Origin of the sequence: Micromonospora halophytica (genome assembly GCF_900090245.1) — a bacterium.
In the GTDB taxonomy this organism is placed as follows: domain Bacteria; phylum Actinomycetota; class Actinomycetes; order Mycobacteriales; family Micromonosporaceae; genus Micromonospora; species Micromonospora halophytica.
On the sequence record NZ_FMDN01000007.1, the window covers coordinates 41,262 to 59,077 of the forward strand.

At 75.0% G+C, this 17,816-nt stretch carries 15 protein-coding genes; 8 read left to right on the forward strand and 7 right to left on the reverse strand.

Annotated features, from left to right (window positions below; genetic code table 11):
• Positions 1–2 precede the first annotated feature (2 nt).
• The 4 genes from GA0070560_RS12370 (at position 3) to GA0070560_RS12385 (ending at position 3,609) form a co-directional block, all read left to right on the forward strand.
• Entirely contained in the window at positions 3–701 is a 699-nt protein-coding gene (locus GA0070560_RS12370) for a sigma-70 family RNA polymerase sigma factor (protein ID WP_091295188.1), read from the forward strand.
• Positions 698–1,483 carry an anti-sigma factor family protein gene (locus tag GA0070560_RS12375; RefSeq protein ID WP_091295191.1) on the forward strand — a complete coding sequence of 262 codons (786 nt, stop codon included), beginning with the start codon at positions 698–700 and terminating at the stop codon, positions 1,481–1,483. The genes GA0070560_RS12370 and GA0070560_RS12375 overlap by 4 nt, the downstream gene beginning before the upstream one ends.
• A 205-nt stretch (positions 1,484–1,688) precedes the next feature.
• Complete coding sequence (locus GA0070560_RS12380) at positions 1,689–2,336, forward strand: COG4315 family predicted lipoprotein (protein WP_091295194.1); 648 nt, start codon at positions 1,689–1,691, stop codon at positions 2,334–2,336.
• A gap of 352 nt (positions 2,337–2,688) precedes the next feature.
• Positions 2,689–3,609 (forward strand): DNA-3-methyladenine glycosylase family protein, encoded by a 921-nt coding sequence (locus GA0070560_RS12385; protein WP_091295735.1) that lies wholly within the window; start codon positions 2,689–2,691, stop codon positions 3,607–3,609.
• A gap of 15 nt (positions 3,610–3,624) precedes the next feature.
• Here GA0070560_RS12385 and GA0070560_RS12390 read toward each other — a convergent pair whose 3' ends face one another.
• On the reverse strand, positions 3,625–4,128 hold the full coding sequence (locus tag GA0070560_RS12390; RefSeq protein ID WP_091295197.1) for a DUF1990 domain-containing protein: 504 nt from the start codon (positions 4,126–4,128) through the stop codon (positions 3,625–3,627).
• A 185-nt stretch (positions 4,129–4,313) separates the two neighbouring features.
• On the opposite strand from GA0070560_RS12390, the gene GA0070560_RS12395 reads away from it, so the two are divergent.
• On the forward strand, positions 4,314–5,543 hold the full coding sequence (locus tag GA0070560_RS12395) for a trypsin-like serine peptidase (protein WP_091295200.1): 1,230 nt from the start codon (positions 4,314–4,316) through the stop codon (positions 5,541–5,543).
• A gap of 138 nt (positions 5,544–5,681) precedes the next feature.
• Here the strand turns inward: GA0070560_RS12395 and GA0070560_RS12400 are convergent, their stop codons facing one another.
• Positions 5,682–5,891: a hypothetical protein gene (locus GA0070560_RS12400; protein WP_091295204.1), complete on the reverse strand. Its 210-nt coding sequence runs from the start codon at positions 5,889–5,891 to the stop codon at positions 5,682–5,684.
• A gap of 135 nt (positions 5,892–6,026) precedes the next feature.
• On the opposite strand from GA0070560_RS12400, the gene GA0070560_RS12405 reads away from it, so the two are divergent.
• A complete protein-coding gene (locus tag GA0070560_RS12405) occupies positions 6,027–7,142 on the forward strand; it encodes an ATP-dependent DNA ligase (protein WP_091295207.1) in 1,116 nt (371 codons plus the stop codon).
• 54 nt (positions 7,143–7,196) lie between these two features.
• A complete protein-coding gene (locus GA0070560_RS12410) occupies positions 7,197–8,753 on the forward strand; it encodes an alpha/beta hydrolase (RefSeq protein ID WP_245675501.1) in 1,557 nt (518 codons plus the stop codon).
• Between the two features lie 43 nt (positions 8,754–8,796).
• Here GA0070560_RS12410 and GA0070560_RS12415 read toward each other — a convergent pair whose 3' ends face one another.
• The gene (locus tag GA0070560_RS12415) at positions 8,797–9,294 is read right to left on the reverse strand and encodes an ion channel (RefSeq protein WP_091295214.1); all 498 of its coding nucleotides are present in this window, start codon (positions 9,292–9,294) and stop codon (positions 8,797–8,799) included.
• 73 nt (positions 9,295–9,367) lie between these two features.
• Here GA0070560_RS12415 and GA0070560_RS12420 point away from each other — a divergent pair, with 73 nt between their 5' ends.
• Entirely contained in the window at positions 9,368–9,820 is a 453-nt protein-coding gene (locus GA0070560_RS12420; RefSeq protein ID WP_091295217.1) for a GNAT family N-acetyltransferase, read from the forward strand.
• Positions 9,821–10,040: 220 nt separating this feature from the next.
• Here GA0070560_RS12420 and GA0070560_RS12425 read toward each other — a convergent pair whose 3' ends face one another.
• From GA0070560_RS12425 to GA0070560_RS12440, 4 genes are read right to left on the reverse strand one after another with little or no spacing between them, the layout of a single operon-like run.
• Positions 10,041–10,760: an ABC transporter ATP-binding protein gene (locus tag GA0070560_RS12425; protein ID WP_091295221.1), complete on the reverse strand. Its 720-nt coding sequence runs from the start codon at positions 10,758–10,760 to the stop codon at positions 10,041–10,043.
• Positions 10,757–11,755, reverse strand: a complete 999-nt coding sequence (locus tag GA0070560_RS12430) for an ABC transporter ATP-binding protein (protein ID WP_091295224.1) — start codon at positions 11,753–11,755, stop codon at positions 10,757–10,759. Before GA0070560_RS12430 ends, GA0070560_RS12425 begins: the two co-directional genes overlap by 4 nt.
• Before the next feature lies 1 nt (position 11,756).
• Positions 11,757–14,510: an FtsX-like permease family protein gene (locus GA0070560_RS29785; protein WP_091295227.1), complete on the reverse strand. Its 2,754-nt coding sequence runs from the start codon at positions 14,508–14,510 to the stop codon at positions 11,757–11,759.
• Positions 14,507–17,707, reverse strand: coding sequence for an FtsX-like permease family protein (locus tag GA0070560_RS12440; protein ID WP_091295230.1), 3,201 nt, complete (start codon positions 17,705–17,707; stop codon positions 14,507–14,509). The genes GA0070560_RS29785 and GA0070560_RS12440 overlap by 4 nt, the downstream gene beginning before the upstream one ends.
• Positions 17,708–17,816 lie beyond the last annotated feature (109 nt).

The following is a 17,816-nucleotide window of genomic DNA, read 5'->3' on the forward strand; positions in this document are numbered from 1 at the left end:
GCATGAGTGCGGTCGCGGCCGGCTTGCACGGCGAGATGGCCGGGCCAGGGTGGATGTTCGCCCGGGCCCAGCCCCAGTCCCGTGCCTCCAGGTCGACCCGGGGGGTCGACGCCGGACCCACCGATCGCCAGAACGGCCCGCTGACGCCGCGACCGGCGCCCGGGCGTCACCAGGCGGTGTCCCCTGAGGCCAGTCACTCCGACCAGCTGATCCGGCTGCTCTACGCCGAGCACGCCGGGCCGCTGCTGATGTTCGTGATGCGGCTGACCGGTGGTGACCGGCAGCGCGCCGAGGACATCGTGCAGGAGACCCTGCTGCGTGCCTGGCGCAACGCGCACCGGCTGGGCGTGCAGGGCCAGGGCTCGCTGCGCCCGTGGCTGGTGACGGTGGCCCGGCGGATCGCCATCGACGAGCACCGCAGCGAACAGGCCCGCCCGGCCGAGACGTACGACCGGGACCTGACCGCGTTCGCGGAGGCGGACAGCACCGACCGGGTGCTGCGCACCATGACGGTGGCGGACGCGCTGCGTACGCTGAGTCAGTCCCACCGGGAGATCCTGGTGGCGACGTACTTCCGGGGCCGTACGGTGCCGGAGGCGGCCGCGGAACTGGGCCTTCCGCTCGGCACGGCCAAGTCGCGGGTCTACTACGCGCTGCGCGCCCTGCGCACGGCTCTGCAGGAGAGGGGGGTGACGGAATGAGCCGGGCTGAACACATGGACGTCGCCGCGTACGCGCTCGGCGTGCTGGACCAGCAGGACACGGAACGGTTCGAGGAGCACCTCGCCACGTGCTGGGCCTGCGCCGCCGAGTTGGAGACGATGGTGCCCGTGGTGGGGCTGCTCTCCGACATCGACGGCGAGACGATGATGGCGATGGAGCACACGGCGACGGATCCGGCGCTGCTGGACCGTACGCTGGTCGCGGTCCGCGCCCACCGGCGGCGCGCCCGGTTCCGTCAGGTGCTGTCGATGGCCGCCGCGGTGGTGGCGGTCGGCGCGCTCAGCGGCATCGGCGTGGCCACCCTCGACATCGGTGACGGCGGCGGCCAGGTGATCGCCGAGCCGACGCTGTCCGCACCGCCGGTGGACGGGTCGCCGACCCCGCAGCCCACCCGGTCCGGCCCGGGTGCGGGCGGTCCGAACGAGATCCCGGGCGAGCAGCACGACGCCACCGACGGCAGCACCGGGGTGAAGGCCACCATGTGGCTGGCCAACAAGGAGTACGGCACCTGGATCGGGTTCAACCTGACCCGGCTGCCCGGCCCGCGCACCTGCCGGCTGGTGGTGATCCGCAAGAACGCCACGACCGAGGTGGTCTCCACCTGGTCGGTGCCGGGCGGTGGCTACGGCACCAACAGCAATCCGCAGGACCTGCAGCTGGAGGCGGCCACCTCGGCGCCGAAGAACGACATCGCGAGGTTGCAGGTGCAGTCGGTGGACTCGAACGGGGTGGCCAGCCCGCTGGTGACCGTCGTCCCCTGAGCTCCTGCCGTACCGATCGGCGTCGGCCCCGCGCGGGCCGGCGCCGTTTCGGCGTTCCCGCCGGTGCGGACCGGATGTGCCGGTACACGTATCGGTGCCCGGATCGGTTCAACGAATTTCGGTGAAATTGCCCACGGTCGATCATTCAACCTTGACAGCGGACCCTCCGTACTACCCGGTGAACTGCCAAGAATGAGGAGGGCACGTGGCACAGATGAAGCGGACCGTCGTCGTCGCGAGCGCGATGGTCGCACTTACGGCCTGCGCTCCCGCGGGTTACGACGCGAACAGCAGCGCGGCCGAGCCGGTCGCCGTCGCCGCGGCCGAGCCCACCGCGGCGGTGGAGCCGGAGACCTCCGCGACTCCCGAGGCGCCCGCCGCCGACCAGGCGCCGCCTCCCGCGGATGTGCAACTGACCGACCGGCTCGTCGGCAAGAACGTCGCCCGGATGGGCAAGGTCGTGACCGACCAGGACGGCTTCGTCCTCTACCGCTTCGACAAGGACTCGGACGACCCGCCGTCGTCGAACTGCGTGGACAAGTGCGCCCAGATCTGGCCGCCCGCGCTGACCGACGGCAACCCGCAGCTGCAGGGCGTCTCCGACGACAAGGTCGGCACCGTCACCCGCCAGGACGGCACCCGCCAGATCACCATCGGCGGTTGGCCGGTCTACCGCTACATCGGTGACAAGAAGCCGGGCCAGTGGAAGGGCCAGGGCGTCGGCGGCACCTGGTTCGTCGTCCAGCCGGACGGCAGGAAGAACCTGGAGTGCCTGCCGACCGGCACCCCGAAGGCGGTCGCCCCGCCGGCCGAGAGCAGCACGGACAGCGGCGGCGGCGAGTACACGTACTGACCGGACCCCCGGTGTGAGACCCGGTGGTCGGCCGCAGCCGGGGAGGGCGTGGCCGGCCACCGTCACGGATCCGGACGCCGACGTGCCGGCAGCGTCGTGCGGTCCGGTCGTGGCGCCGGTCCCGTCGCGGGCCGGCGCCACGGTTCCCCGGTCGAGCCCTCCCCCCACAGAACCCCGGGAGCGGACGAGGGCGGTGTGCGCGTCAACGCCAGCCGGCGCGCCACCGAGGTCCCCCCAACCCCGCACCCACGGCCGCCACGCGGCCGGTCCGTTCCCGGGATGGAGACACCGCCGACGTGCAGGGCGTCGGCGGTGTCGTCCGTCACGGGCCGCCGCGTGGCAGAGTGTGCGGGTGACCTGGACCGAGCCCGCCGCGCGGCGGACGCTGCGCCCGCCGGCCGAGCACCGGCTGGCCGCCACCGTCCGGGCGCTCACCTTCAGCCCGTACGACCCCTGCGCGCGGATCGCCGGGGGCACCTTCTGGTACGCCACCCGCACCCCGGCCGGCCCGGCCACGCTGGCGCTGCGCCCCGCCGGGGGTGACCTGCTCGCCGAGGCGTACGGCCCGGGGGCCGGGTGGATCGTCGACCGGGCCGACGCGATCGCCGGGCTCCGCGACGACCTCACCGGTTTCGCCGAGCTGGCCGCCGCCCATCCGCTGGTGGCCCGGCTGGCCGCTCAGCATCGAGGGCTGCGGATGCCGGCCACCGGGCAGGTCTTCCCCCGGGTGCTGCGGGCGGTCCTCGAACAGAAGGTGACCGGCAAGGAGGCGTACCGGGCGTACGCGGCGACGGTGCGGCATTTCGGCGAGCCGGCACCCGGGCCGGTGCAGTCGCTGCTGCTGCCGCCCACGCCGGCGGCGGTCGCCGCCGCGCCGTACTGGGTCTTCCACCCGTTCGGGGTGGAGCAGCGCCGGGCCGACACGCTGCGCCGCGCCGCCGCGCTCGCCGAGCGGCTGGAGCGTTGCGCGGACAGCGCCGAGGCGACCCGCCGGTTGACCGCGGTGCCCGGCATCGGAGCGTGGACGGCCGCCGAGGTGGTGCGCGTCGCGTACGGCGACCCGGACGCGGTCAGTGTCGGCGACTACCACGTGCCGAACACGGTCGCCTGGGCCCTGGCCGGTGAGGCGCGCGGCGACGACGAGCGGATGCTGGCCCTGCTGGAGCCGTTCCGTGGTCACCGGGGACGGGTCTGCCTGCTGCTGGCGGCGGCCGGCGTCCAGGCGCCGAGGTTCGGGCCACGGATGCCGATCCGCTCCTTCGCCCGCTTCTGAGCGGCCCTGTCGGGGTCAGCCCCGGGCGCAGAGGCGGCGCAGGGTGCGGGCGAGCCAGTGGGCGTACCCGTGCTGCACGGCCCGGCCGAGCGGTCCGGCGGCCCGCATGAACCACACCGCCGGCCGGCTGAAGGCGACCACCTCGAACCAGACCGCGCCGGTGTCGTCCCGGGTGACCAGGAACGCCTCCTCGCCGTGCTCGGGATGCCCGGGGAGGGTGCCGTAGCCGAAGCCGGCCCGCCGGGCGCCGGACTCCGCCCAGACCACCTCGCACGGGCCCCAGATCCGCAGCGGACCGACGCCGAGGCCGGGGGTGACCCGGACGCCGGGGGCGGCGCGCGGGGCGTCGGTGCGCATGCGTACCCCGGCGGCCCGGTGCAGCCGCCAGGTCAGCACGGCCTCGGCCGCGACGGGGAAACTCCCGTCGGGCAGCCGGTACCGGTGGCGCAGGTGGTGCCAGCCGGCCGGCAGCGCCCCCTGCCGGGTGGTTCCCACCTGCGGATACGTCAGCTCGGACACGGGTCCAGCCTAGGGCGGCGCGGTGGTCGCCGCAGCGTCGCCACCAGGGTCGGCGGGATGTCGCACACCGGGTGGGCGATGCGGTCGAACGCTCGCTGCCTATTGAGACATTTGCATTGATCTATCAATGTCCGGTAGGAAGACCGAAAGCACGTCGAGGTGCTGGTTCCTGGGAAGGAGCGACGATGAAACATGCCCTGCGCCGCCTGCGGACGGCGGCGGTCACGCTCAGCGCCCTCACGCTGGGGCTGAGCCTGGTGTCGGTACCCGCCGCCGAGGCGTACTCGGTCCAGCCGCTCGCACCACACTCCGAGCGGGCACCCGAATCGGAGCAGTTCTCGGCGGAGGGGGTGACCACGGTCGGTGAACTCCGCACGGTCGACAGCTCGCTCTCGTACGCCCGCGACGGTCGGACCCAGGTCATCCGGCACCCCGGCGCGACGTACGTCAAGGTGCACTTCAGCGCCCTGCGCCTGGCCGACGGCGAGTACGTCACCGTGTCCAGCCCCGACGGCAGCGAGAGCTACCGCTACGACCGCCACCTGAACCGCGCGACCGGCTCGGACTACACCACCGACGGACGGCCGGGCTTCTGGGCGATGTCGGTGGACGGCGACACCGCGGTGGTGACGCTGCACAGCCGCCGTGCGTCCCGGGGCAGCGCCGCGACCATCGACCGGTTCTGGCGCGGCTACGACCGCGCGGAGATCAGCCAGCACAACATCTCCACGCAGTCCGTCTGCAGCACCGACGCCCGCCGCGACGTGGTCTGCTACCAGAGCAGCCACCCCAGCGAGTACGCCCGCAGCAGGGCCGTGGCGCGGCTGCTGATCAGCGGCGGTGGGATGTGCACCACCTGGCGGGTGGGCAGCACCAACCGCATGCTGACCAACAAGCACTGCTTCTCGACGCAGTCCGCCGTCAGCGGCAGCGAGATGCAGTTCAACTACCAGTGCGCCACCTGCGGGGGCAACAACCCCGGCCCGGGCACCAAGGTGAGCGGCGCCACGCTCTACAAGGTGAGCAGCGGCGGGTCCGGCGAGCTGGACTACGCCCTGTACTCGGTGAACAACTTCGCCAGCATCCAGGGCTACGGCACGCTGTTCCTGAGGACGACCGCCACCACCACCGGCACGCGGATGTACATCCCGGGCCACGGCGACGGCAGGCCGAAGCGGCTGTCGATCTTCGAGGACACCCAGGGCGGCACCCGGTGCACCGTCAAGAACGCGAACTACAACACCTGGAACATCAGCTACAGCTGTGACACCTCCGGCGGCAACTCGGGCTCGCCGGTGCTGGACGCCAACCACCGGGTGATCGCCCTGCACCACCTCGGCGGCTGCCCGTCGAACCAGGGCGCCAAGGCCCACCTGATCTACAACCAGATCGCCAGCCTGATCGTCAACAGCTGACGGTGAGTGCCGGAGCGCGCGACCGGCGCGCTCCGGCACGGTGGACCACGATGATCATCGAAGCGCCAGGGACGGACCGGACGACGGCGCCGGGTGAGACGTTCACCGGGGACACCCACCGCCCGGGCGGCGTCCGGATCAGGCCGCCTCACGCAGGTCGGCCAGGCCGAGCCGGGTACGCCGGCGCAGCAGTTCCTCCAGCTCGGCGACGGTGCCCACCTCACCGAGGACGTTCCTGCCGCCGCCGAAGCGGGCCGGGTAGCGATGGGTCAGGCGGTACCGGTGCCGGCCCCGGACCAGCTCCACGGTGACCTGGAAGCGCCCGCAGCAGCAGCACACCAACCTCACCCGGCGACGGTAGCTCCGAGCCGCGCAGACACCATCCGGGCAGGGAGGACGAGCGGACGGACTCCGGACACGCCGCACCGCTGCCGACGGTGATCTGCCTCACGACTGTCGGTGCCGTCTGGTTGACTGGTCGCCGTGGACCTGCCGATCAATCCGCCGGTCGAACCGATGCTGGCCAAGAGCGTGGCCCGGTTGCCCACCGATCCCGGCCTGACGTACGAGCCGAAGTGGGACGGCTTCCGGTGCATCGTGTTCCGCGACGGCGACGAGGTCGAGCTGGCCAGCCGGGGCGGCAAGTCGATGACCCGCTACTTCCCCGAGGTGGTCGAACAGGCCTGTCGGCAGCTGCCCGAGCGGTGCGCGGTCGACGGCGAGCTGATCGTGATCCGCCGGGACGGCCCGGGCGGGCAGCCCCGGCTCGACTTCGAACTGCTCGCCCAGCGCATCCATCCGGCCGCCTCCCGGGTGAAGCTGCTCGCCGAGACGACCCCCGCCGACTTCGTCGCCTTCGACCTGCTCGCCCTCGACGACGAACTGCTGACCGGCGAGCCCTATCCGGTGCGCCGGGCCCGGCTGGAGGCGGCGCTGGCCGGGGTCCGTCCGCCGGTGCACGTCACCCAGGTCACCACCGACCCGGAGACGGCCCGCCGCTGGTTCGAGGTGTTCGAGGGCGCCGGGCTGGACGGGTTGATCGTCAAACCGGCCGACCTGCCGTACGAGCCGGGCAAGCGGCTGATGTCCAAGGTCAAGCACGCCCGCACCGCCGACGTGGTGGTGGCCGGCTTCCGCTGGCACAAGTCGGGGCCGGTGGTCGGCTCCCTGCTGCTCGGCCTCCACGACGACTCCGGGGTGCTGCACCACGTGGGGGTGAGCTCGTCGTTCACCATGGCCCGCCGCCAGGAGCTGCTGGCGGAGCTGGCCCCCTACCGGGACGTCGACGGCGACCACCCGTGGGTGCACGGCGACCACGAGCGCGGCCAACGCATCCCGGGCGGGGTGAGCCGGTGGACGGGCACCAAGAACCTCGAGTGGGAGCCGCTGCGTCCCGAGCTGGTGGTCGAGGTGGCGTACGACGCGATGGAGGGCGACCGGTTCCGGCACACCGCCCGGTTCGTCCGCTGGCGGCCCGACCGCGAGCCCGGCTCCTGCCGCTACGACCAGCTCGACCGTCCGGTCCGGTTCGACGTGGACCAGGTCCTGCGGGGTGACCCGGCGGCGACCGTCGAGCCGGCCACGGCCGGTCCGGCGTAGCCTGGGCCGGAAAACGATCACGGAGGCTCGCTGGTGACCCGCACATCCCACCGGATCCGTCGGGTCCGGCTCACCCTGGCCGGGCTCGTCTCGGGCGCGCTGCTCGCCGCCGGCTGCACGCTGCCGGCGCTCGTCCCGGGCAGCGCCGAGAAGGCGGCGGCGCCCGGCACCGCGCCGACCTGGCGGGCCTGTCCGGAGGTCGCGGAGGAACTGGTCGGTCGCGGCGCGCCCGGCATGCGGTACGAGTGCGCGAAGATCGCCGTGCCCCGCAACTGGGGCACCGGCGCCGGGGCGACCGCCGGCCCGGGCACCGGGAAGACCTTCGAGATCGCGTTGCTGCGGGCCCGCTCGTCGAAGCAGCGGGACCGGATCGGCTCCCTGGTGATCAACCCCGGCGGGCCGGGCGGCTCCGGGGTGGACACCGCGGTCTACCTCTCCTTCGGCCAGGCCTTCGGCGGGTTGCCGGCCTCGATCACCGACCGCTTCGACATCGTCGGTTTCGACCCGCGCGGGGTGTCCCGGTCCAGCCCGGTCAAGTGCATCTCCGACGCCGACCTGGACGCCAGTTTCGGCGCCGATCCCGACCCGCGCAGCCAGGAGTCCTTCGACGCCTACCGCACGCTCAACCAGCGGGTCGGGCGCGGCTGCGGCGACAAGTACGGCGACCAGCTCCCCCTCTACGGCACCGAGCAGGCCGCCCGGGACATGGACGCGGTGCGCGCGGCGGTGGGCGACGAGAAGCTGACCTACCTCGGCTACTCCTACGGCACCCTGCTCGGCGCCACGTACGCCCAGCTCTACCCGCGCAACGTGCGGGCCATGGTGCTCGACGGCGCGGTCGACCCGCGGCAGCAGCTGATCGCCGGCTCGGAGAGCCAGGCCAAGGGCTTCGAGCGGGCGTTCGGCAACTTCTCCCGGTGGTGCGCGGCCAACGCCGGGCGCTGCCCGATCGCCCCGGACGCCCGGGCCGCGGTGACCTCGGCGATCGACAAGGCGAGGGTCTCCCCGGCACGCGGCGCCGACGGGCGGGAGGCCACCTCGGGCTGGGTCTTCTACGCGGTCATCTCGTCGCTCTACACCGAGTCGGGCTGGGAGGAACTGGCCCGGGCCGTGGACGAGCTGGAGGCAGGCGACCCGAGCGGGGTGTTCGCCCTCGCCGACGCGTACGCGGGCCGGGACGAGGAGGGCAACTACTCCAACCTGTTCGACGCGAACCTCGCCGTCAACTGCGCCGACGAGACGGAGAAGCCGAGCATCGCCCGGATCCGCGAGCTGCAGTCGCAGTGGCGGGACAGGTACCCGCTCTTCGGCCCGTCGCTGGCCGTGGGGATGCTCGGCTGCGTGGAGTGGCCGGGCCAGCGGGACCCGTACCCGACCGGCCGGGCCGAGGGCGCCCCGCCGATCGTGGTGGTCGGCACCACCGGGGACCCGGCCACCCCGTACGAGCAGACCGCGAAGCTGGCCTCGATGCTGGGGGTGGGCCGGGTCCTGACCTGGGAGGGCGAGGGGCACACCGCCTACCCGCAGACCACCTGCGTCACCGACGCGGTGGACGCGTACCTGATCTCGCTGACGGTGCCCCGGGAGGGGTTGCGCTGCCCGGCCCGGTGACGCAGGCACTGCGTACCCGGCTGGGCCGGCGCGCTGAGGCCCGTCACCCCTGCGGCGGACGCCTCCTCCTGGACCGTTCCCAGACCGGCCGCTCCGGCGGGGCGGGCGGCAGCGGTTCGAGCTCGGGCAGGTCGATGCCCTGCCGGGCCGCCAACTCCTCCAGCAGCGCCCGCATCCGGCGCACGTCCCGCTTCAGCTCCTCCTGCTCGTCGTGCTCGAAGGCGTCGTCGTCGACGATGAGCCGGCTGGCGAAGTGCGCGGTGATCAGGGGGATGACCAGCAGGACCATGGTGGAGATGAGCAGCGCCGCGAGGGTACGCCCCTGCCAGCTGGTCGGTGAGATGTCGCCGTAGCCGACGGTGGAGGCGGTGACCACCGCCCACCAGACCGCGTCGGCGGGGCTGCGGTTCTCCACCTGGCCGTAGATCACGCCCGCCACCACGATCATCAACAGGTACGAGGCGATCAGGGTGCGCGGTGAGTTCGCGAACCAGACCAGCCCGCGGTAGATCCAGCGGAACGGCAGCAGCAGGAACTCCATGCCGCACCATGCTGCCCGCTGCGGACAACCCCGGCGGGCACATCGGTCGGTGTCGTTGTGGCAGGCTGCGGCCATGACCGACGTGATCTTCCGGGAGGCGGTCCGGGCGGACCTGCCCGACCTCATCGCCCTGCTCGCCGACGACGTGCTCGGCAAGGCCCGGGACTTCACCGAGGTGGACGAGGCGTACGAGCGGGCGTTCGCCGACATCACCGCCGACCCGCGCAACCGGCAGGTCGTCGCCGACCGGGGCGGCGAGATCGTCGGCTGCATGCAGATCACGTACATCCCGGGGCTGGGCCGGCACGGCGCCGAGCGGGCCCTGATCGAGTCGGTACGGGTCCGCTCCGACCTGCGCGGGCAGGGGCTGGGCCGGCTGATGATGGAGTGGGCGATCGACGAGGCCCGGCAGCGGGGCTGCGCGCTGGTGCAGCTCACCACCGACAAGTCCCGGGACGACGCACACCGCTTCTACCGCACCCTGGGCTTCGTCGCCAGCCACGAGGGCATGAAGCTCCCGCTGTGACGGACGTCGGCCGGGCGACCCGCGATCCATCCGCGCGATCAGGTCCGTAGCGTCCGCGCACCCACCCCGACCTGTCCCGGCCCGAAGCCCGGCGGCGATGCCACCGCCCTGCCACGGGGCCTGGTCCGGAGCCGGTCGGGTGACGCCGACGCCGGCGTCCCGGCGAGAGCGGCGGCGGTCGGCGACGCCAGCACCGGAGGCCGGGATCGGGGTCGGGACGTCAGTCGTCGACCAGGTGGCCGTCGCGGAGGGTGAGGGTACGGTCGGCCAGTTCGATCAGGGCCGGGTCGTGCGTGGCGACCAGCGCGGTCATCCCACGGGCGTGCACCACGGCGCGCAGCAGATCCATGATCGACCGGCCGGTCTCCGAGTCGAGCTGGCCGGTCGGCTCGTCCGCGATCAGCAGGTCCGGCTCGTTGGCCAGCGCCCGGGCCACCGCCACCCGCTGCTGCTGGCCGCCGGAGAGCTCGTACGGCCGCTGCGCCGCGTGCCCGCCCAGCCCCACCAGCTCCAGCAGCACCGCCACCCGCTCCTCCCGCTGAGCCGCCGGCACCCGGGCCAGCCGCAGCGGCACCCCGACGTTCTCGGCGGCGGAGAGGATCGGCACCAGCCCGAAGGTCTGGAACACGAAACCCACCGTGCCCCGGCGCAGCCGCAGCAGCTCCGCCTCCCCGGCGGCGGTCACGTCGTGCCCGGCCACGTGCACCCGGCCGCTGTCCGGCCGGTCCAGCCCGCCGACCAGGTTGAGCAGGGTGGTCTTGCCGGCGCCCGAGCGGCCCCGCACCACCACCAGTTCGCCCCGGCCCGCCCGGAACGAGACGTCCCGCACGGCGTGCACCGCGTGCGCGCCCCGGCCGAAGGTCCGGCTCACCCCCTCCACCCGGACGACCTCGTCGACGACCGCGTCGACGGCCCCGAGGGTGGAAACCTGCTCGCTCATGCGTCACTCCGTTCGGTGCCGGCGCCCACGTCGCCGGGACGGACCTGGACATGGTCCGGTTCGAGGTCGAGGCGGACCCGGTCACGCAGCGACAGGGCGTCCACGAAGGACGCCGGCAGCTGCATCCGGCCGCTGCGGTCCAGCACGGCGTACTCCTCGCTGACCAGTTCGGTGCTGCCGTCAGCGGCGACCCGCGCCGTCCGGCGTACCTCGGAGGAGGTCCGGCCGTCGCGGATCGCGACGGTCCGGCGGACCTGGGTGGCCACGGCCTGGTCGTGGGTGACCACCACGACGGTGACGCCCAACTCGGCGTTGATGGTGCGCAGCGCCGCGAAGACCTCCGCGCCGGTGGCCTCGTCCAGCTCACCGGTCGGCTCGTCGGCGAAGAGCACCTCCGGGTCGTTCGCCACCGCCACGGCGACCGCGCAGCGCTGCTGCTCGCCGCCGCTGAGCTGGCCCGGCCGGCGGTCGGCGCAGTAGCCGACCCCCACCATCTCCAGCAGCTCCTGCGCCCGCGCGCGCCGGGCCCGCCGGCCACCGGAGCGCCCGGCCAGCCGCATCGGCAGCTCGACGTTCTCCCGCGCGGTCAGGTACGGCAGCAGGTTACGGCCGGTCTGCTGCCAGACGAAGCCGACCACGCCCCGCCGGTAGCTCAACCGCCGCCGGTTCGACAGCGCGAGCAGGTCGTAGTCGGCGACCCGGGCGATCCCGGCGGTCGGGGTGTCCAGCCCGGAGAGGATGTTGAGCAGCGTCGACTTTCCCGAGCCGGACGCGCCGACGATCGCCACCAGCTCACCCCGGTCGATGACCAGGTCCAGCCCCTGCAGGGCGACCACCTCGACCCCGTCGGTCTTGAAGATGCGGACCAGGCCGTCGCAGACGATGTGCCCGCGCAGCCGGTCCCGCCCGCCGGCCCGCTCGGCCGCGCGGTGCGCGGCCCGCTGCTGCAACTCGGCCAGGTCCGGTACGGCGGTGCTCTCGGCGGTAGCGGTCATCTCAGCTCTCCTCTCCGAGCCGGAGCACCTCGCCGAGGCGCAGCCGACGGTTGTTCACGGCCTCGACCGCGACGGCGAAGGCCAGGGCCAGTACGGCCAACCCGAGCACCCCGGCGACCAGGCCGGGTTCGAAACGGACGGTCACCGGCACCCCGCCGGTGAACGCGGACAGCCCCAGCACCGGGTTGAGCAGCACCGGCAGCAGGGCGCCGACCACCGCCCCGGTCAGCACCGAGACCACCACCAGCGGGGCCAGCTCGATCAGCAGCAGGCCCCGCCACTGCCGGCGGGACAGCCCCATGGTGCGCAACCGGGACAGCACCTGACCTCGACCCCGGGCCCCGGCCAGCACGGCGAACGCCAGGGCGAGCAGTCCGAGCACGGCGCCCCCGACCGCGCCCGCGGCGAAGCCGAAGACGAGCAGCCCGTTGACGCCGCTGCCGCCGAGCCGCTCCCGCTCCGCCACCCACGTCGTCACCCTCGGCGGCAGCGGACGCTTCCCGCCGGTCACCGCCCCACTGCTCTGGTAGCGGGCCTGGCCCTCCTCGGCGATCCGGGCCAGCGCGACCGGGTCGACCGGGCGGTCACCGGCGGCGAGCAGGAAGCCGGTCGGGGCGAGCGGGTACGGCCCGTCAGCGGGCAACTGTGGCCAGGGCAGCACCGCGAACCGGGTGACGTCCGCCGGCACCAGCGGGAACCACGGGGTCGTGCCGGCGACCCGCAACGGCAGCCTGTTGCCCTGCACGTCCACCCAACCGGGGCGCCGCCCGGCCCGGTCGGCGAGTTCCGCGTCGGCCAGCGCGGCGGCGAAGTCCGGTGACACCAGCGCCGGCAGCGCGGTGGCCCGATCGCCGCGCAGCGTCCCCGGCACCGTCACGTCGAGCCCCGAACGGCGGGCCACCTCCGCGAAGCCGGCGGGCTCCACCAGCAGCACGTACGCCTCACCCGCGCCACCGGGGCGGCCGTCGGCGTCGGCGTACAGCCGCTGGCCCGGCTGGGCGAGCACCGGGGTGACCGCCCGGACCCCGGGCAGCCCGCCCAGCGCCGCCACGGTGTCCGGGGCGAACCGGTCGCCAGCGACCAGCGCGTCGGCCGGCACGATCCGGGTGACCGCCCGGTCCCGGCCGTCGGAGATGCCGACGGCCACCACCCCGCAGAAGGCCGCCGTCGCGATCGCCAGCACCACCACCACCAACGGCGCGGCCACCCCGGCCCGGCCGGCGCGGGCGGTGCCGAGGAAGGCCACCGCCCCGCGGGCCCGGGCGGCCAGCCGGCTGGCCAGCCGCAACGGCCACGGGTACGCGCGCAGCGCCAGCAGCGCGGCGGCGACCGCGAGCAGCACCGGCACCGACACCAGCAGCGGATCCACCTCGCCGCCGAGCGGCAGTCCCCGCCGGCGCAGCAGGAACGCGGCGAGCACGGCCAGCCCGACCAGGGTGACCTCGGCGGTCAGTCGGCCCGCCCCGCCCCGGAACCGGAGCAGGTCCCGCCGCCCGCCCACGCCGCCGCGCTGGGCGGCCAGCACCGCCACCGGCAGCGCCACGGTGGCCAGCAGCGCGGCAGCCGCCGCCAGCCGGACGGCCGGGCCGGGCGTGCCGCCACCCAGCGGGTCGGCCGGGAGGAGACCGCCGAGCAGCCAGCCCGCCCCGGCGGCGGCCGGCACCACCAGCGCCGACTCGGCCAGGCCACGCCGCACCACCGTCAGCGCCGAACCGCCCCGGGCCCGCAGCAGGACGTACTCGTCGCGGCGGCGGCGTGCCGCCAGCCCGGCCGCCAGCACGATCAACCCGGCGAGGGTGGCGAGCACCCCGGCGGCGATGACGGCGAGCAGGGTACGGGCGGCGGCGAGCGCGTCCGCGTACTGCCGCAGCGGGATGTCGACGCCCTGGGAGAAGTGCAGCCCGGACGGCCGCTCGCGGTCCACCTGGGAGAGTCCGGCGATCAGCGCGTCGAGCCGCCCCGGGGCGAGCCGGTCGGGGTCGACCCGGTACCGGTAGCTGACGCCGGCCGCCCAGCCACCCTCCACCCGGTTGTCCAGCCCGACCGGGTCGGTCAGCCCGACGAGCTGGAACGGCTGCCCGTCCCCGACCGGCGGGGTCAGCCGCAGCGCGGACGGCAGCCCGTCCCAGACGCCGTCGGCCGGATCGTGGGGACGGAACACGCCGACCACCACCACGGGGGCGGCGGCGTACTCGCTGCCGTCCGGCCGGTACAGGGCCGCCCGGAGCCGGCTGCCGGCCCGTACCCCGAGGGGGCGGGCCACCGGCTCGGCGAGCGCGATCTCCACCGCCGCTTCCCGGCGGGTCCCCTGCCCGGGCCAGTGCCCGTCGACCAGGGTGGCCGCCTCGTGCAGCCCGGTCGTGGTGCGCAGGGCCAGGTCGAACAGGCCCTTGTCGCGGGTGAGTTCCGGGCCCTTCAGCCGGGCGAAGCCGGTGTCGGCGGCGTACCACCGCTCGTCGATCACCTCGCGCACCACCGGGGGCATGCCGGCGGACAGGTCCTCGACAGCGTCCCGGTGGAAGGCGGTGTAGCGCGTCGTGCCGGGGGGCTGGATCTCCGGTGCCCGGCTGTAGAGCAGGTCCCGCCGGATGCCGGGCACGTCGGCCATCTGCTGACGCAGGCCCTGGCCGGACAGCCGCTCCGCCAGCCGGGGCACCCCGGTGACCAGCACCGCCGTCACCAGCGTCAGCACCGTCAGGAGCAGAAAGTGCCCCCCGTACGCGCGGACCCTGCGCGCCACCGCCAGGACGCTCATCGTTCTCCCCCGATCCGGAGCTGGACCGCCGCGACGCGCCGCCGCAGGCCGGTGGTGAGCACCGCGCTGAACGCGAGGGCGGCCACCAGCAGCCCCAGCGCGGTGAGGCCGATCGGCGTCCACGGCACGGTGAACGCGGCCTCCGGCACCGGCCGCCCGGCACCGGGGGTGAGGATCACCAGCGGGGCCATGGTGGCGCCGACACCCGCGCCGACCAGCAGGCCGACCGTCACACCGATGCCGGCCAGGAAGGTCTGTTCGGCGAGCAGTGCCCGGGCCAGCACGGGTGGCCCGGTGCCCAGGGTGTGCAGCACCGCCAGCTCGGCCATCCGGCGTCGGCCGGTGGCCCAGACGTCCACGGCGAGGCCGACCAGGGCGAGCAGCACCGATCCGAGCGCGGCGGCGAGCAGCCCGGTCCGGGCGCCCCGCCAGTACGGGTCGCGGGCCGCCGCCTCGGCGGCCTCCCGCCGGTCGAGGACGGTCACGTCGGGCAGTTCCCGGACCGCCGCCGCGGCGGCGGCGTGCCCACCCGGGTCGGTGCGCAGCCACCACTCCGGCACCGGTCGCACGGTGGCCCGCTGCTGGACCAGCCACTGCGTCGCGGTGGGCAGGTCGATCAGCATCGCTCCCCCGGCGTCCCCGGCGCCCGGCACCGCGCGCAGCTCGCCGACCACCCGCACCGGCACGGACACGCCGGAGAGCGAGAGCGGCACCACGTCGCCGGAACGGACATCGAGGGCGGCCAGCACCTGCGGGGTGACCAGCGCCGGCACCGCCCGGCTCTCACCGGCCCGGACGACCGCGAAGCGGATCGTCGGCTGGCTGGCGAAGCGCCCGCCCGCGGTCAGCACGACCGGGTAGTCCACGTCCACCCCACCGGCGGAGACCCCGGTCGCCTCGACGGGCTCCCCGCGCAGGGCGTCCACCAGGGACCAGCCGCCGGTCAGCGCCACCGGTCGGGCGGTCCCGACGGCGTCCTCGACGTGCAGGCCGTCGACCTGGAGCCCGTATCCACGGGCGGCGGCGTCACCGGCGTCGGCCTGGAAGCCGGCCACCCGCAGCGGCGGCCCGGCGGGCAGGTCCACGGCGAACGGGACGGTCCGGTCGTCGGCGGAGTTCGTGGTGGCCAGCGGCAGTCGCAGGGCCAGCCCGTCGTCGCGGGTGAGCAGCACCGTGACCTCGATGGACTGCGGGACGACCAGATCGCGTACCGGGGTGCGGACGGTGCCGGTGAGCCGCCGCGCGTCGGCCGGCAGCGGGACCCCGGCGGCCTCGTCGCGCTCGCGCACCATCCGGTCGAGCAGCTCGCGGGGCGGCCGGTCGCCCAGCCGGTCGGCGATCCGCGCCACGTCACCGGCGGCTGCCGCGTCCAGGGCCAGCACCGTGGTCGGCAGGCTGGCCCGCCCCAGCCGGATCTCGTCGCGCCAGGCCGGCAGCACCTGCCGTACCCCCGGTGCGCCGGCCAGTGCGGCGGAGCGGTCCACCGGCGCGGCGCCACCGCGCTCGACCACCCGCAGGTCGGCGCCGACACTGTGATCGGCCTGGTCGGTCTGCGACCGTTCCCAGGTGGTGACCAGCGTCCAGGCCAGGGTGCTGGCGCCGACGGCGAGGGCGAGCAGCAGCACCGGCCCGGCGTGCGGGCGGCGGCCGGCCTGCCACATGCCGAGCATGGTGGCCGTCCACGGCCGGCGGTCGACGAACCGCTCGGCGACCCGGGTGACCGGCGGCAGCAGCCGCAGCGCGAGCACCGCCCCGGCCAGCACGCCGAGGGTGGGGGCGACGGCGAGCAGCGGGTCGATGCCGAGCCGCCCGCCAGCGCCGGCCAGCGGCGACGAGTACTGCCGCAGCTGAGTCCAGGCGAGCAGGGCGAGCAGCACCAGGGCCAGGTCGACGCCGGCCCGCTGCACGGTGGCGGCCCGGGTGGGGCGGGAGCGGGCGGCCATGTCGGCGACATAGCTGCCCGCCCGGCGCAGCGCCGGCAGCACCATGGCGACCAGACAGCCGACCGCCGCGGCGAGCGCCACCGTCCAGACCGTGCCGGCGCCACCGCCGTCCAGGCGCAGGTCGGTCAGCCCGCCCTCGCCGCCGACGCGGCGCAGCGCCAAACCGGCCAGCGGGGGCGCGAGCAGCGCTGCCGGCAGCACCACCAGGGTCGCCTCCCGTACGGCGAGACCGGCGAGCTGGCCGCGCCCCGCCCCCCGGGCGCGCAGCAGCGCGGTCTGGCCCCGACGGTCCTCGTTGAGCAGCGCGGCGACGAGCACCAGCGCGTACCCGCCGAGGACCACGATCAGCAGCAGCGGGGTGAGCAGCGCCGAGCGCCCCACCAGGTCGGCCCGGCCGAGCCGGTCGATCAGCCGGTCCAGCCCGGTGACGCTCTGCGCCGACGAGCCGAGTCCCGCCTCCTGCGGCACCTCGCGCAGGGCGACGGCCACCGCCCGCCCGACGTCGGGCAGCCGGCTCGGCGCGACACCGGTGAGGTCCGGCTCGACCACCCAGGTCACCGAGGTGGAGCCGGGGAAGGTACCGACGAAGTCCGCCGGGTCGAGGACGAACGGCCCGTACGAGCCGCCGTCGCTCCCGGCGGCGCCCAGCGCCCCCGGCGCGAGCTGCCAGTAGGCGGCGGCCGGGTCGTGGGGGCGGAAGACCCCGGCGACCACCACGTCGGCGGCCCGGCCGGTGCTGCGGTCGGTCATCGGCACCCGGCTGTCGACGGTCAGCCGCAGCGCGCCCGCCACCCGCTCGGGGACGGCGACCTGGGCCGGGGACGTCCCGGCGGTGGGCCAGGACCCGGCGACGAGGTCGGCGCGGGCGGGCAGGTCGTCGAGGGTGGCCAGGTCGGCGAAGACCGGATCGTCGTCGACCCGGACGCCGCCCAGGTCGCCGGTGAGTTCCCGGCCGGTGCCGTGCCGGGCGGCCGACACGGTGACCGTCGCACCGCCCAGTCCCCGGGCGAACCGGTCCCGCACCGTCCGGTCGCGGGCAGCGGCCTCGGCCGCGTCCCGGCCACCGGAGCCGCTGATCAACAGGCTGCGTTCGGCGGCCGGCGCGGCGGCGAGCACGGCCCGCTGGCCGGCGTCAACCGCGCGGCGGCTGTAGTCGGAGAGCCCGGTGACGAGGGCGACCGCGACCAACGCTGCGGCCGTCGCCGCCAGCAGCAGACCCCGTGCCTCGCGGGCCCGCCTCCACACCAGCTTCATCCGACGCCTCCCCCGCCGCCCCCCGTCGGGCCGACGATCAGACAGAGCGGGTGGGGCCGGAAAAGGTTCGCGCCCTTTACGTGATCGTTACCGGTCGGCGGTCCCCTGG